Origin of the sequence: Collinsella aerofaciens, assembly GCF_020181355.1 — a bacterium.
GTDB lineage: Bacteria > Actinomycetota > Coriobacteriia > Coriobacteriales > Coriobacteriaceae > Collinsella.
On record NZ_CP084004.1, the window covers coordinates 1,833,367 to 1,846,962 of the forward strand.

Here is a 13,596-nt window from a genome sequence, read left to right on the forward strand (position 1 = left end):
CTATCAGTCGTCCGGAGCGGCGAGCGCCCCCGGTGGCAACACCCCCCGGGCCCTCTACGGGGCAGGGGCAGACGGCCATCCGGAGGCGCCCGATCGGCGGCCCCTCGGGGCTTGCCCGTATCGTAGGCAATGCGCCGAATGCTCGCCATCGAAATTTATCGGTGGCCCACTTCAGACTGTAATGGGGTGTCCTGCCGTACTTCATCGCTTCCACACCGTTCACCGAGTTGTCCTAGCCTTTTGTCGATGCGTGGAATATACTTTCATTAACACGTTGCTTCGTGAAAGGAACATTCATGATTTACACGCTCACTGCAAATCCCGCCATTGACTACAACATCGCCTGCGACGGTCTTGACGCCAATACCGTCACGCGTACCCGCAACGCCGTCTACACGCCCAACGGCAAGGGCCTCAACGTCTCGTTTACGCTTGACCACTACGGTGTCGACACCACGATCCTGGGTTTCTTCGCCGGCTTCTCGGGTGAGTTCATCGTTAAGGGCGCCGAGGCCCTGGGCGTGCCCGTCAAGCCTGTGTGGACCGACGGCATCACGCGCGTCAACGTGTTCCTTAATGCCGGCCCCGACACCGAGTACAACATGGTCAACGCCGGTGCCGCCATCAACGAGGCCAATGAGCAGGAGATGTTTGAGCTCATCGATTCGCTCGATGACATGACCTGCCTGGTAATCAGCGGCTCGCTGCCTCCCAACACTTCCGAGGGCTTCCTGGCCGAGGTTCTGCGCCGCGTCAAGGCCAAGGGTGCCGAGTTCGTTCTCGACATTTCGAGCCATCAGCTGGCAGATCTCATTGTCATGGAGCCGCTGCTGATCAAGCCCAATGACGACGAGTTGCTCGATATCTTTGGCATTAAGGTGAGCGGTGGCGACGATGAGTCTGTTAAGGGCGCAATGGCTGAGCTTCATGCCAAGGGCGCCAAGAACGTGCTGCTGACCCTTGGTGGCGCCGGTGCGTACTTCTCCAACGGCAAGCACATCTGGTTTGCTAACCGCACCTTCGACGTCAAGCTGCTGTCGACGGTGTGTGCTGGCGATTCCTCGCTCGCTGCCTTCCTGTCCGTGTGGCATGACGCCCCCGAGCGCGTCGAGGACGCCCTGCGCCTGTCGATGGCCACCGGCGCCAACGTGGTCGAGTGCCCCGGTTTGGGCGAATTTGCCAAGGTGGACGAATACAAGAAGAACATCGAAGTTCGCCAGGTCTGCTAGTTTCGGCACCTCGCCTGAATAGTTCGATTAATTCGCATCCGTCTTAAACCAAGACGGATGCGTTTTTGTTTATCGGACTTGCGTGTGCAGTAGAGGCTGTTTCTTGCTAGACTTCTTGCAGATGCAATCGATAGCCAATTTGATAGTCGCAGGAGGCCATAGGCATGTGCAATGTTTCGCTCAACGGTACGCAGCCGACCGATGCCTCCATCCGTGTCCTACGCGCGCTTGAGGCGGCTGGTCTTGAGGCTTGGTACGTAGGCGGTTGGGTACGTGATGCCCTGATGGGGCGCCCCAGCCACGATGTGGACATGTGTTGCAGCGGCCTGTGGCAGGAGTCCAAGGCGGCGCTCGAGGCGGCTGATATTGCCGTGGTTGAGTCGGGCATTAAATTTGGCGGCATCACGGCCATTTGCGATGACGAGCGCATTGAGGTCACCACCTACCGCCTGGACGGCTTTTACACCGATGGCCGTCACCCCCAGAGTGTGGAGCGTGCGGCGTCGCTTGAGGACGATCTGGCGCGCCGCGACTTTACCGTTAACGCTATGGCCTGGCATCCCGAGCGCGGTCTTGTCGACCGCTACGATGGCCAGGGCGACCTGAAGCGCAAGCTCATCCGCGCCGTTGGAGATCCCAAGCGTCGTTTTAACGAGGACGCGCTTCGCATGCTGCGCGCGGTGCGTTTTGCCTGCCGTCTCGATTTTATGATCGAGCCTAAGACCAAACAGGCGCTTGCCGAGTGCGCGCCGCTGCTCGATGCCGTGGCACGCGAGCGCGTGGGCATTGAGCTCGAAGGCATTCTTTCGACCGGCCACGGGGGAGACGCGATGCTTCGCTACCCCGAGCTTGTTTGCGCCGCCGTGCCCGAGCTCGCGCCCGCTCGCGGGTTTGACCAGCGCAGCGTCTACCATGCGTTTAACGTCTACGAGCATATCGCCCGCGTGTTGACGGTGGCAGGGGAGCTGGCGCTGTGCGATGGTGTCGCGCCCTCGTCGAGCCTTATGTGGGCGGCGTTTTTGCACGATGTTTCCAAGCCCGATTGCTTTACGGTCGATCATGCCGGAAGCGGACACTTCTTCGGTCATCCCGAGCTCGGCGCCAAGAAGGCGCGTGTCATCATGGATCGTCTGGCACTCTCGCACGACCTGGTGCGCGACGTTTGCCTGCTCATCAAATATCACGATAAGGCGCTGCGCCCCGAGCGCTCCTGCCTGCTCAATATGATGCGCGCACTTTCGGGTGAGGGCGTCGACACGGCCCGCCTGATTGACGAGCTCATGGACCTCAAGCGTGCTGACACGCTTGGCAAGGCCCCATCGTGCTTCTATTACGTTGAGACGATTGAGGAGATGCGCGCGCTGGCGCACGAGCTGCTGAAGGCAGGGGAGCCCCATACGCTCAAGATGCTCGCCATCAACGGCGGCGACCTGATCCGTGCCGGAGTCAAGCCCGGGCCGGAACTGGGTCAGCTTCTCAACTCCGCCCTCGACGCCGTGATCGAAGACAATATTCCCAACGATCGCGAAGCTCTTTTGGTCCATCTCAACTTGAATTAGCTACCCAGTTTACCTGCGTGTTCCATAACCTGACGACAATTTTTCGGCAATTTGGAATTTCTTCTTGCGCTGACGTTTTTTGTCTCGTAATATATTTCCTCGCAGCACGGCAGTGCAGATGTCATGTGGCCCGTTCGTCTAGCGGTTTAGGACGCCGCCCTCTCAAGGCGGAGATCACCAGTTCGAATCTGGTACGGGCTACCACTTCTTTTCTGCTGAGGCTTATGGCCCGTTCGTCTAGCGGTTTAGGACGCCGCCCTCTCAAGGCGGAGATCACCAGTTCGAATCTGGTACGGGCTACCACGCATCTGATACCCGGACTTCCCATGGAAGTCCGGGTTTTTTGTTATCAAACAACCGTCTGCAATTCCCGTTTGAACCAGAGCTTTGCGTTCTGCCTATGGCCCTTACGGGTACAATATCCAAGATATTTTGACTGTTAGAAGGAGTCTCATGACGGAGTCCTCTCAGCATACGTCTAAGCCCCAGGTCGAGGTTGAGGCCTCGGGCGGAGATGACAATAAGAGCGCACGCCGCGGCGCCATCTTTATCGGCGTCGTGCTGGTAGGTTATATCGTCTATCTGGTGGTAACCGGGCAGATGGGGCAGTTCTGGGCCGCTATGTCGAGCGTCCAGGCGTCATGGCTCGTTGTCGCGTGTCTTTGCATGTTCATGTACCTGTTCTTTGGCATTGTGGCCTATGCGATCGCCGTCTGGCTCGATCCCAATTCGCCCGTCGGCATCCGCGACCTGATCTCGGTCGAGGCGAGTGGCATCTTCTTTGGTAACCTGACGCCCATGATGATGGGCTCCACCCCGGCTCAAATCTATCGCCTGACCAAGGCCGGCCAAAACGTGGGCGAGGCCGGCGCCACGCAATTCACGCGTTTTATCGTGTACCAGTTTGGCCTCGTTGCCTGGGGCGCTATCCTACTGCTTGCTCGCATGCCGTTTTTTGCCGAGCGCTATGGCGACATGACGTTGCTGTGCGTCTTTAGCTTTGGTGGGCACTGCTGCATCTTGCTGGGCATCTTCGCCGTCGCGCTCATGCCTAAGACCGTCACGCGCGTCGCCCATTGCATCATCAATTGGCTTGAGCGCATTGGTGTCTCGGCCACTAAGATCGAGGGATGGCGCACGTTTGTCGATGGCGAGATCTACTCCTTCTCCGAGAAGTTCAAGCTTTCGGCCGGACATTTTTCTTCCATGCTGCTCACCGTGTTTATCACCATGCTGCAGCTCGCGTTTTTCTATCTGGTTCCGTATTTCCTGATGCTTGCCTTTGGCCACCACGAGGTCGACTTTTTCTCGGTCATGGCCGCGAGCGCCTTTGTCCAGCTGCTGAGCTCTGCGGTCCCCCTGCCCGGTGGAACTGGTGGCGCTGAGGGCGGCTTTGCATTGTTCTTGGGTCATTTCTTTGGGTCGGCTTCGACCGCTGGCTATCTGCTGTGGCGCCTCATTACGTTTATTGCGCCGACCATTTTGGCTGCGCCCCTGCTGGGCCTTAAGAGCGCCCACAACGAGAGCATCCATGCGCGCTGGGATCGCGTGATGCGCAAGCTCGGCCGCACGCCTCAGACGCCCTCTACGCCCACTAAGCCGCACCCCGCGAATGCTGTAACTGTTGATCCCAAGATGCAGGCTCAGAAGGCTTCTGGGACCGCTAAGCCGGCTCATAAAGCCTATGTGCGCCAGACAGGCGATGGTATTCGCGTATCTCCGTCGGCACTCAATAAGAAGAAGCACCCTAAGTCGCAGTAGGGCAGTCGTGCGTTCTTCATGATGCGAGGCATATTTGTGCTGTATGGGGGATAATCCTCTTACGTAGATTATCTCTCATCTGTTGATGAACGCTCGCATATCGAAGGGACACGCCCATGGCAACCAGCAAACCGCGTCTTGATCGTCGCATCGTTCGCAGCCGTAATGCCATCCTTTCGGCTTTCGAGCGCCTGCTCATGGAAAAGCCGCTGGCAGACATTACGGTGAGTGCCATCGCGCGCGAGGCCAATGTCGACCGCAAGACCTTCTACGTTCACTTTGGTACGGTTGACGGCCTGCTTGATGCCATTGCCGTTGATGTGGTGGAGATGATTGTCGACTCGGTCGAGAAAACGCTTGCTTCAATGGACGGCGACACCAATGAGCGCGCTCTTGGCGCGGCGGCGACCTTCTTTAAAACCGTTAACGAGGCACTGTGCAACAACTTGGTGCTCAATCGTCAGCTGATCGAGAACATTCCGCTCGATGATTTTATGGCTCGTCTTCGTGCGCCGCTCGAGCACGAGATTGCCGAACGCGATCTGCTGCCCCAAGGTCTCAAGGACGAGATGTTCGACTATTATCTGGCGTTTTTGCTGTCGGGTATTATCGGTATCTATCGCACGTGGGCGCTGTCTGACGGCTCGGTTCCTATCGAGCGCGTCTCTGAGGTCGCCAACGACCTGACTCTTAATGGCCTGTCGAGTCTGGAATCTCGCTTGGATTAGGCCTAGTTGGGCTCGTCGGCGTGGAAATCCCTGTTCACGAGGTTCTCCGGCGCCTTGGAGACCTCGCCGGTGTAGGAGCTGTAGCCTGAGGATCCTTAAAAGAAAGTCCAGTTTATTCTTCCCACTCCAAATGGGAATCCTCCGATGCGCCTTCGCATACTCGCATGACCTCGATACCATGCGAGCGTGCGAACTCGACGAGTTCTGCGTTGCGGGCGTTTATGGTGCCGAAGGCGGAGGGGCACACGATAAGGCGCGCGCAGTGGACGAGGAGCTCTTTGGCGCGGGCTATGGTTTTATCCCCGATCGGCTCGAAGGCGCGCTCGGCCACGCATTCCGTCGCCAGGTCGCGCGCGAGCTCGCAGTCGATGTCCCCTTCGTGCAGAACGCCCGCGTAGAACGCCTTGCCCTGTCGGATGAGCTGGCGAAACACAGCCGACCCCGTACCTGCGCCAGCGATGACGAACGTGTGCGCATCGCCGTGTGGGCGCCCAATTTCCACGCTGCCGAAGCGCTCGTTGAAGGTGCCATGTTTAAGGCCGTAGAGCTCGCCAATCGTCTCGCGCGTGAATATGTCCTCGGGTGCGCCGGCGCGGAAGACCCGGCCGTCCTTCACGCAAATCACCTTGTCGGCGCTTTTCTGCGCGAGCTCGAGTTCGTGGATGGACATGATGATAGCCACATTCCGCGATTTCGCAAGGTGGCGAAGTATTCGCAGCAGGTCGATCTGGTAGCGGATATCGAGATACGACGTGGGCTCGTCGAGCACGAGCACGCGCGGATCCTGCGCGATGGCGCGTGCGAGCATGACGCGCTGGCGTTGCCCGTCGCTTATCTGCATGAAGTCGCGCTCGGCGAGCTCTTCCACATGTGCGGTTTTCATGGCCTCGTCGACCCGACTATGGTCGTCGGGCGAGAGTGTGCCCATTCGCCCGGTGTAGGGATGCCTTCCCGCCTCTACGATATCGCGGCAGGTGAGGAGCTCGGTCCGGGGGCGATCTGTCAGCATAACGGCAAGGTTCCTTGCGAACTCCGCCGTCTTCCATCGGGAAATCTCCCGCCCGTCGAGCTCGACCGCGCCGGCAAGCGGTGCCAGATGGCGTGTGATGGTTTTCAAGATGGTCGACTTGCCCGAGCCGTTCGGCCCGATGAGCGCCACGACGTCGCCCGCGCGAACCTCCAGATCGACGCCTTCGACTACGACCTTCTTGTCGTAGCCCGCCGACAGGTCGCTTATGCGGAAAAGCGGCGCTCCGTCAGCCTGCGTTTCGACCGGGGTTTCGAGGTTCGACTCCGCTCGAAGGAGGCGTTCCGCACGCAGTTCCGCACGAGCCGAAAGTGTCTTCTGGCGCTTTCGTGCGAGCTCAGGACTGTCTAAGCATGGAATGTCCCCTCCGAGCGTTTTGGGCCGCGGCACGAATTCCCCCATCTACCTCACCCGCTTCTTCAGCATGAGCGCGATAACCACCGGCGCGCCGAAGATGGCAGTGACGGCGCTGATGGAAAGCTCGACGGGAGAGAACAGCGTGCGCGCGATCAAATCGCAACCCGCGCAGAAGATGGCGCCTCCCAAGAAGCACGCAGGAATCACGCGGATGGGCTTCGACGACTTCAGCGCCGACTTCACGAGATGCGGAACCGCGATGCCTACGAACGACACCGGACCAGCGAACGCGGTCACGCAGGCGGAGAGCATGCTCGCTAGAAGGACGAGCACCACGCGGAAGCGTGCGACGTTCACGCCGACGCTTTTCGCGTAGGCTTCTCCCAGCTGGAAGGCGGAAAGGGGCTTCGATATCGCGAATACGCATGCGCTCACGGTGATCACCACGACCACGATGACCGCGATGTCGTCCCAGCTCGAACCCGAGAAGCTACCCAAAGACCAGTTGTGCAGGTTCACGATGGACTGGTCGTCGGCGAAGGCGATGAGAAAGTTCGTCGCCGCCGAGCAGATGTATCCCACCATGACGCCCGCCACGATGAGCATGGCCATGGAACTTATGCGCCGTGCGATGAGGAGCACGAAGCCGATGGTGATAAGCGATCCCAGAAACGCTGCGGCCACCATGGCCGGCGAGGACATAGCCTGGTTCGCGCCCAGAAGCACGATCATCGTAAGCGCGACGACGAACTTTGCGCCCGAGGAGACGCCCAAGATGAACGGGTCGGCGATGGGGTTGTTGAAAAACGTCTGCAGCAGGAACCCGGAGAGCGAAAGTGCCCCGCCGAGAAGCACGGCTGAAAGCACGCGCGGCAGGCGAATCTCCCAGATGACTTGGCTTTCCATGGAATTGGCCGCGCCGCCCGAAAGGATGCCGGGGATGTGGTCTGCGGGCACGAGCACGCTCCCGATGCACAGGTTGGCCCCGACGAGCACGATGAGGGCAACGGCGAGCAGCGCCGTCACGACGCGACACCGCGCGGCGCGCCCCGATTCGTCGTATGTCATGGAAAGTCGGCTTCTCATGGTGCTAGCCGAGCTTCCTCAGATAATGGAAGTCGCTCGCGTCATCGCCGGTGAACGCCCCGTGCAGCTCGTCGATAATGTCGGCGGTAGAAGTCATCTGCTGGTACATGTCGGCGCTTGTGACCCAGACGTTGCCGTTCTTCACGGCTTTGAACTGCGACAATAGCGCGTTTTTGCCTACAAAGTCGTTCAAGGTGGCAACCGATTCGTCGATGGTGCCGTTGTAGACGATGATGTCGGCATCCTTCGCCGTCGCGTAGAAGCGCTCCATTTCGAGCGTTACTGACGAACCTGACGTCGACGCCGTCTGCGCGTCATCGAGCGCGTAGTTGCCGCCTGCAAGCTCGATCATCTGCGCCACGTAGTCGCCCGCCCGCCGCGTGACGGCGGCCCCGTTCGAGTTAATGTAGAAATACGCCACGGTTTTACCTGACGACGCAAGCCTCGACGTTTGCTCGACGCGGGCCTTCTGCTCGTTGAACAGGTGCGCGGCCTCGTCTTCCTTGTCGAACAGGACGCCGAAAAGCTTAATCCACTCGACGCGCCCGAGTGCTTCGGGCTCGCTCGACGACTGTTCGGTGAGCACGACGAGTCCGAGCTTCTGCAGCTTTTCCTTCACATCGGGTGTGTGGTTGATCATGGTGTTCTCGATGGCGAGCGTGCAGCCCGAGGCCGATATTCGCTCGTAGTCGGGCGCGCTGTACTTGCCGCCGTAGGCGATCGCCCCACTTTCGAGCGCGCTTTTGAAGCCCGCGACCGAGCAATCGTCGGCCTTCGTGCCCGACATGAAGATATTGTCGTTCGCATCGAGCGCGTCGACCAGGCACATCGTCGCCGACGACACGAGGTACACCTTGTCGGCGGGGCGCCTTATGACCGCGATGTCAGAGCTCAACCCATCAGGTACCTTCGCATCTTGCGGTACCACGAGGAAGCGCTCCCCGTTCGAAACGCAGATAAGCCGCAGGCCGCCTTCGAACTCGTCGACAGTGAAGTGCTTGGCGTATTCAAGCTGAAGCGTCCCCGTCGGCTCCCAGCCGCAGCCCAAATCTGGGTTGTGGAAGTCGGCCGCGGCGCTTGAAGCCGTTCCCGCGGGGGAGTCGCCGCTTGCATCGTCGCCCGATTTCTCCTTCATGGTGGATGAGTCGAAGTGGAGCGTGTAGTCGATGGTGTGCGGCGTCGACATGGCGACGGTCTCGGCCGACACGGCGATGTCCTCGTCGAGCGTGACGGGTATCTCGAACGTGGAGTTGCCGCCGTCGTTTATGGGCGCGTAGTCCACGCCGTCGATGGTCATCTTGTCGTAGTTCGAACTCGACCAGGTGATGGTCGCGGTGTAGGTGTCGCCATCCTTCACAATTGTGGTGGGTGAGGCGATGCTTGCGCGCCCTGACCCGCCGGAAAGCGAGACGCTCACAGTGTATTCCTGAGAGCCCGTCGTGGCACCGGTCGCGTTCGGGCTCGCACTGCACCCCGCGAAGGGAAGCGCGAGCAGGGCGACGAGAACGCAGGCGATCGCGCGCGCCGCGATTCTGTGGCGCTTCCTGTTTTCCCCCTTGGGAAGAATCGACCGCATGGCGTTACTTCAGTGCGTCGGCGCGCAGATCGACGCCGGCGGATTCGAACACGAGCGTGCGGTCGTACCACTGCTCTTTTCTAATACTCCACGCGGCGCAGGCGGTGTCCTCGTCGAGCGCTTCAACGGGCACGTCGTAGGTGTACTTGCCTTCCGCGTTTTCCACATAGGGGATGAAGTCGGCCTCGCTCGCGGTGGCAGCCTCGTCACCCGTGCCCATGAAGAGCTTGCCGTAGCCCGTGCCGGAAAGTGTCATCACGCAGTGCATGGAGCCGTTTTCCACGATGAGCTGGGCGTCCACAATCCTGAACATGTTCGAGCTGGAATCTACGGTGATCGGATAGGTGCCGTCGGCCACCTTGTCGGCGGTGATGGGGGCAGCGCTTGCGCCCTCGGGCGCATCGGCCGCCTGTTCGGTCTTTTCCTGGGAATCGGCATCGCTTGCCTTTGCGCTGTCGATTGAATTTCCGCCGCAGCCGGCGAGCGAGAACGCGAAAAGCGCCGCTGACAGGGCGAAGGCGAGGGTTTTCTTCAACATGGAGGGGGTTCCTTTCAATCGCTTCGACCGCCCGCGCCGTGCGGTGGGCGGGCGGGATGCGAATGCAACGGGCATGCGCCGTCGGTCGGGGAAGGCGCATGCCCGTTGCACGGGGACGCGACCGGCGCCCCCGTGCGCGGCGAGTTTACAGCTTGGCGATGGCGTCGTCCACGTGCGAGACGTAGATGTCGTCGACCGCGGCGTTCTGTCCCAGACCCTGGAGCAGGCACGTCACTTCGAAGCCAGCGGCCACGAACTTCGCAGCCCAGCTGTCGGGGTCGGTCTCGTCTGCCATGTCGTTGTTCGCGTGGTCGCCCGCGACCACCATGAACGGCGCGAGCACGGCCTTCTTGTACCCTGCGGCGCTCGCGGCGGCGATAACATCCTCGCAGGTCGGCTCAGCCTCGACGGTGCCGACGAAGAACTGCGTCAAGCCCTCGTTCTTGAACACTTCCTGCATCTTGGCATAGTCGGCGTTGGAATCGGCTTCGGTGCCGTGGCCCATGAGGCACAGCGCCGTCTTGCCGTCGTCGAAGGACGCCATGTTCTCATTAATGGCTGCGGCCACCTTCTTGTAGTCGTCGTCGGAGGTGAGCAGCGGGTCGCCGAGCGAGATCTTGTCGAACTTGTCGGCGTACTTGTCGAGCTCGTCTTTCACGTCGGCGTATTCCAAGCCAGCCATGAGATGCGTCGGCTGCACGACAATTTCCTTCACGCCGTCTTCCACGCAGCGGTCGAGCGCCTCGGTCATGTTGTCGATCGTGATGCCGTCGCGCTTCTTCAGCTTGTCGATGATGATCTGCGCGGTGAAGGCGCGGCGGATGTCGTAGTCCTGCCAGTACTTCTCGCGGATAGCGTCTTCGATGGCGCCGATGGTGATGTGGCGCGAGTCGTTGTAGCTCGTGCCGAAGCTCGTGACGAGGATGACCGGCTTCACGGCCTTCTCCTTTTCACTCGATTTCTCGGAACTCGCGGAGGTGCTGGAGCAGCCCGCGAGCGCGACTCCGGCGAGCGCGAATGCTCCGGTTGCTGCGGCGCCCATGAAGCCGCGGCGTGACATCTGGTCGGACATGGTTTTTCCTTTCCTCGGTTTGCCGGTCCCCCGGCGACAGTTGCTTGTCGGCACAAGCGAAAGAAAAGCGCACCCCTCGGGGTTCACAAGGAGCTAACGCCACGGCGATGCCGTGAGGAAAAGGCGAAGCAGTCTGGCTTGGGGCGCGAGGCGGTTCGCCTGCGCGTCCTACACAGTAATGTCCCTTGCCCAGGATTCCCACCTGGTTCCCTCCGCAAGCCAGCGCGGGCTGTGCGGGCGCCGCGCCGGTCATTTCCTTTTATCCGATTGTCATATGCTCGTTGCCGAAACTTTTACTATGATAGTGGGCACTTGTGAACGTGTCAAAGCCAGGGCGGGCGGCATTGCGCCTCCTGCCTGCGTATTTGCGCCGATTGCCGCCGCAGGCGCCGTGTTTTGTCCGCTGCGCGAATGGCGGCGTCAACGGTTGCGATGAGAAACGGGAAGGGAAGGCTCGGATGATTCATATCGTTGGCGCTGGCTCGGGCGCCGCCGACCTTATCACGCTGCGCGGGGCGCGCCTTCTGCGCGCGGCCGACGTGGTCGTTTGGGCGGGGAGCCTTGTGAACCCCGAGCTGCTCGCTGAGTGCAAGGAATCCTGCATCGTCTACGACAGCGCGCACATGACCTTGGAGGAAGTGCTCGACGTGATGTGCGCGGCGGATGCGCGGGGCGAGGAAGTGGTGCGCCTGCACACGGGCGACCCGTGCCTGTACGGCGCCATCCAGGAGCAGATGGACGCACTCGACGCGCGCGGCGTGGACTACGAGGTGGTGCCCGGCGTGTCGAGCTTTTGCGGTGCCGCGGCGGCGCTTCGCCAGGAATACACGCTGCCGGGAATCAGCCAGTCGGTCGTGATCACGCGGCTTTCCGGACGTACCCCCATGCCCGCGGGCGAGGGCATGCGCACCATGGCGGAAAGCGGCTCGACTATGGTCATCTTCCTGAGCTCGGGTATGCTCGCCGAGCTTTCCGCCGAGCTTTTGGCCGCGGGCCGCAGCTCCGATGAGCCGGCGGCGCTCGTGTACAAGGCGACCTGGCCTGAGGAGCGCGTGGTGCGATGCACAGTGGGCACGCTCGCCGATGCGGGCGCGCGAGAGGGCATCGACCGCACGGCGCTCGTGGTGGTGGGCCGCGTGCTCGGAGCTCGCGGCAGGCTTGCACACAACGGCGCGCAAGCGGAGTCGTACGAGCGCAGCAAGCTTTACGACCCTTCGTTTTCCACGGGGTATCGGAAGGCGAGCAGCTAGCGTGGCCTTCGAGCACTACATATATACCGGGACGACCCGCCTGCGCTGCGGCTACACCACGGGGAGCTGCGCCGCGCTCGCGGCGAAGGCGGCCTGCGAGATGCTTTTGTCACGAAAGCCCGTCGGCCGCGTGTCGATCGTCACCCCCGGCGGGCTGCCCGTCGAGGCGAACGTGGTCGACGCATGCATCGGCGAGGGGTGCGCCCAGTGCGCCGTGCGAAAGGACGCAGGCGACGATGCCGATGTGACTGACGGCGTACTCGTGTACGCGCACGTGGAACATGCGGGGTCGGGCACGGGTGCTGCGGGCAGCAAGGACGTGCCCGCGCGCGAATCGGAAGTTTCCGTCGATGGCGGCGTGGGCGTGGGGCGCGTGACATTGCCCGGGCTCGAGCAGCCGGTGGGGGCGGCCGCCATCAACGCGACGCCGCGCGCGATGATCACTTCGGCGGTGCGCGAGGTGTGCGCCGCGCACGGCTTTTCTGGAAATATTGCTGTGACGATTTCGGTACCCGAGGGTGTTGCCCTTGCCAAAAAGACCTTCAACCCGCATCTGGGGATAGAGGGCGGCATCTCCATCCTGGGCACGACGGGCATCGTCGAGCCGCGCAGCCTCGCTGCCTTGCGCGACAGCATCGAGCTCGAGATCCGGCAGCATGCGGCTATGGGGCGGCGCGGAGTCGTGCTCACGCCCGGCAACTACGGCGGGCAGTTCATCTCGGGGCATTTCCACCTAAACGGTGCGCCGGTGGTCTTCATCTCCAACTTTGTGGGCGATGCGATTGACTGCTGCGTTCGCGAGGGATTTACCAATGTCCTTCTTGTGGGACACATCGGCAAGTTGGTGAAGGTCGCGGGCGGCATCATGGACACCCATTCGCGTACCGCCGACTGCCGCGCGGAGATTCTGGCCGCCCACGCGGCCATGGCCGGCGCGGGCGCGAAGACCGTGCGCGAGATCATGTCGTCCGTCACGACCACGGCGGCGCTCGAGGTAATCGAGGCCGCCGGCGTTGGGGACGCTGCGCGCGCCTCGCTCGCTGCGGCAATTGAGGACAGGTTGCGCCGTCGCGCGGCGGGCGCATGCGACATCGCCGCGGTCGTGTTCGACGCCGAGCGCCGCGAGCTTTTCCGCACGTCGGGCGCCGATGCAGTTATCGGGAAATTGGGGGCGACGTATGAGTAAAGGCGTTCTGTACGGGGTGCGCCGTGCAATCGGCTGGCCGGGGACGAAGGTGGTCATGAAGGCGCGCCGCTCGCTTGCGGACACGAAGCGCTTCCTTTGCGAGGAGGGTGCCTTCGACGGTGCCGAGCTTGTAGAGGACTGTGGGCTTCCGGGCGAGCGCGTGTACCGCTCGCTCGACGATGTGCCCGATCGGGGCAGCTACTTCTCGACGATGGTGGTGCGCTAGA

12 protein-coding genes and 2 tRNA genes are annotated in these 13,596 nt (G+C 61.5%); 9 read left to right on the top strand and 5 right to left on the bottom strand.

Annotation, left to right across the window (positions count from 1 at the left end; all coding sequences use genetic code 11):
- Positions 1–296 precede the first annotated feature (296 nt).
- From LCQ44_RS07950 to LCQ44_RS07975, 6 genes are all read left to right on the top strand, one after another.
- Positions 297–1,229: a 1-phosphofructokinase family hexose kinase gene (locus LCQ44_RS07950; protein ID WP_225093534.1), complete on the top strand. Its 933-nt coding sequence runs from the start codon at positions 297–299 to the stop codon at positions 1,227–1,229.
- Between the two features lie 164 nt (positions 1,230–1,393).
- On the top strand, positions 1,394–2,788 hold the full coding sequence (locus LCQ44_RS07955) for a CCA tRNA nucleotidyltransferase (RefSeq protein ID WP_225093535.1): 1,395 nt from the start codon (positions 1,394–1,396) through the stop codon (positions 2,786–2,788).
- Between the two features lie 127 nt (positions 2,789–2,915).
- Positions 2,916–2,992 (top strand) — tRNA-Glu (locus LCQ44_RS07960).
- A gap of 22 nt (positions 2,993–3,014) precedes the next feature.
- A tRNA-Glu gene (locus tag LCQ44_RS07965) sits at positions 3,015–3,091 on the top strand.
- Between the two features lie 150 nt (positions 3,092–3,241).
- Entirely contained in the window at positions 3,242–4,549 is a 1,308-nt protein-coding gene (locus LCQ44_RS07970; protein WP_225093536.1) for a lysylphosphatidylglycerol synthase transmembrane domain-containing protein, read from the top strand.
- 116 nt (positions 4,550–4,665) lie between these two features.
- Positions 4,666–5,277 carry a TetR/AcrR family transcriptional regulator gene (locus LCQ44_RS07975; protein WP_157757975.1) on the top strand — a complete coding sequence of 204 codons (612 nt, stop codon included), beginning with the start codon at positions 4,666–4,668 and terminating at the stop codon, positions 5,275–5,277.
- A gap of 112 nt (positions 5,278–5,389) precedes the next feature.
- On the opposite strand, the gene LCQ44_RS07980 is transcribed toward LCQ44_RS07975, so the two are convergent.
- From LCQ44_RS07980 to LCQ44_RS08000, 5 genes are all read right to left on the bottom strand, one after another.
- Positions 5,390–6,706 carry an ABC transporter ATP-binding protein gene (locus LCQ44_RS07980; protein ID WP_225093537.1) on the bottom strand — a complete coding sequence of 439 codons (1,317 nt, stop codon included), beginning with the start codon at positions 6,704–6,706 and terminating at the stop codon, positions 5,390–5,392.
- Positions 6,707–7,729 carry a FecCD family ABC transporter permease gene (locus LCQ44_RS07985; protein WP_225093538.1) on the bottom strand — a complete coding sequence of 341 codons (1,023 nt, stop codon included), beginning with the start codon at positions 7,727–7,729 and terminating at the stop codon, positions 6,707–6,709.
- A 22-nt stretch (positions 7,730–7,751) separates the two neighbouring features.
- Positions 7,752–9,323: an ABC transporter substrate-binding protein gene (locus tag LCQ44_RS07990; RefSeq protein ID WP_225093539.1), complete on the bottom strand. Its 1,572-nt coding sequence runs from the start codon at positions 9,321–9,323 to the stop codon at positions 7,752–7,754.
- 4 nt (positions 9,324–9,327) lie between these two features.
- Positions 9,328–9,861: a hypothetical protein gene (locus LCQ44_RS07995; protein WP_195568108.1), complete on the bottom strand. Its 534-nt coding sequence runs from the start codon at positions 9,859–9,861 to the stop codon at positions 9,328–9,330.
- A 145-nt stretch (positions 9,862–10,006) separates the two neighbouring features.
- Complete coding sequence (locus LCQ44_RS08000) at positions 10,007–10,933, bottom strand: sirohydrochlorin cobaltochelatase (RefSeq protein ID WP_225093540.1); 927 nt, start codon at positions 10,931–10,933, stop codon at positions 10,007–10,009.
- Between the two features lie 458 nt (positions 10,934–11,391).
- Between LCQ44_RS08000 and cobM the strand changes: the two genes are divergently transcribed.
- The 3 genes from cobM to LCQ44_RS08015 are packed head-to-tail and all read left to right on the top strand — an operon-like array spanning position 11,392 to position 13,595.
- A complete protein-coding gene (gene cobM / locus LCQ44_RS08005; RefSeq protein ID WP_195361483.1) occupies positions 11,392–12,183 on the top strand; it encodes a precorrin-4 C(11)-methyltransferase in 792 nt (263 codons plus the stop codon).
- A gap of 1 nt (position 12,184) precedes the next feature.
- Positions 12,185–13,369: a cobalt-precorrin-5B (C(1))-methyltransferase CbiD gene (gene cbiD / locus LCQ44_RS08010; RefSeq protein WP_225093541.1), complete on the top strand. Its 1,185-nt coding sequence runs from the start codon at positions 12,185–12,187 to the stop codon at positions 13,367–13,369.
- Complete coding sequence (locus LCQ44_RS08015; protein ID WP_187359579.1) at positions 13,362–13,595, top strand: SAM-dependent methyltransferase; 234 nt, start codon at positions 13,362–13,364, stop codon at positions 13,593–13,595. Before cbiD ends, LCQ44_RS08015 begins: the two co-directional genes overlap by 8 nt.
- Position 13,596: the final 1 nt, after the last annotated feature.

Coding starts and splice junctions, on each gene's coding strand:
- LCQ44_RS07950 (WP_225093534.1), top strand. CDS start 297: ATGATTTACACGCTCACTGCAAATCCCGCCATTGACTACAACATCGCC.
- LCQ44_RS07955 (WP_225093535.1), top strand. CDS start 1,394: ATGTGCAATGTTTCGCTCAACGGTACGCAGCCGACCGATGCCTCCATC.
- LCQ44_RS07970 (WP_225093536.1), top strand. CDS start 3,242: ATGACGGAGTCCTCTCAGCATACGTCTAAGCCCCAGGTCGAGGTTGAG.
- LCQ44_RS07975 (WP_157757975.1), top strand. CDS start 4,666: ATGGCAACCAGCAAACCGCGTCTTGATCGTCGCATCGTTCGCAGCCGT.
- LCQ44_RS07980 (WP_225093537.1), bottom strand. CDS start 6,706: ATGGGGGAATTCGTGCCGCGGCCCAAAACGCTCGGAGGGGACATTCCA.
- LCQ44_RS07985 (WP_225093538.1), bottom strand. CDS start 7,729: ATGACATACGACGAATCGGGGCGCGCCGCGCGGTGTCGCGTCGTGACG.
- LCQ44_RS07990 (WP_225093539.1), bottom strand. CDS start 9,323: ATGCGGTCGATTCTTCCCAAGGGGGAAAACAGGAAGCGCCACAGAATC.
- LCQ44_RS07995 (WP_195568108.1), bottom strand. CDS start 9,861: ATGTTGAAGAAAACCCTCGCCTTCGCCCTGTCAGCGGCGCTTTTCGCG.
- LCQ44_RS08000 (WP_225093540.1), bottom strand. CDS start 10,933: ATGTCCGACCAGATGTCACGCCGCGGCTTCATGGGCGCCGCAGCAACC.
- cobM (WP_195361483.1), top strand. CDS start 11,392: ATGATTCATATCGTTGGCGCTGGCTCGGGCGCCGCCGACCTTATCACG.
- LCQ44_RS08015 (WP_187359579.1), top strand. CDS start 13,362: ATGAGTAAAGGCGTTCTGTACGGGGTGCGCCGTGCAATCGGCTGGCCG.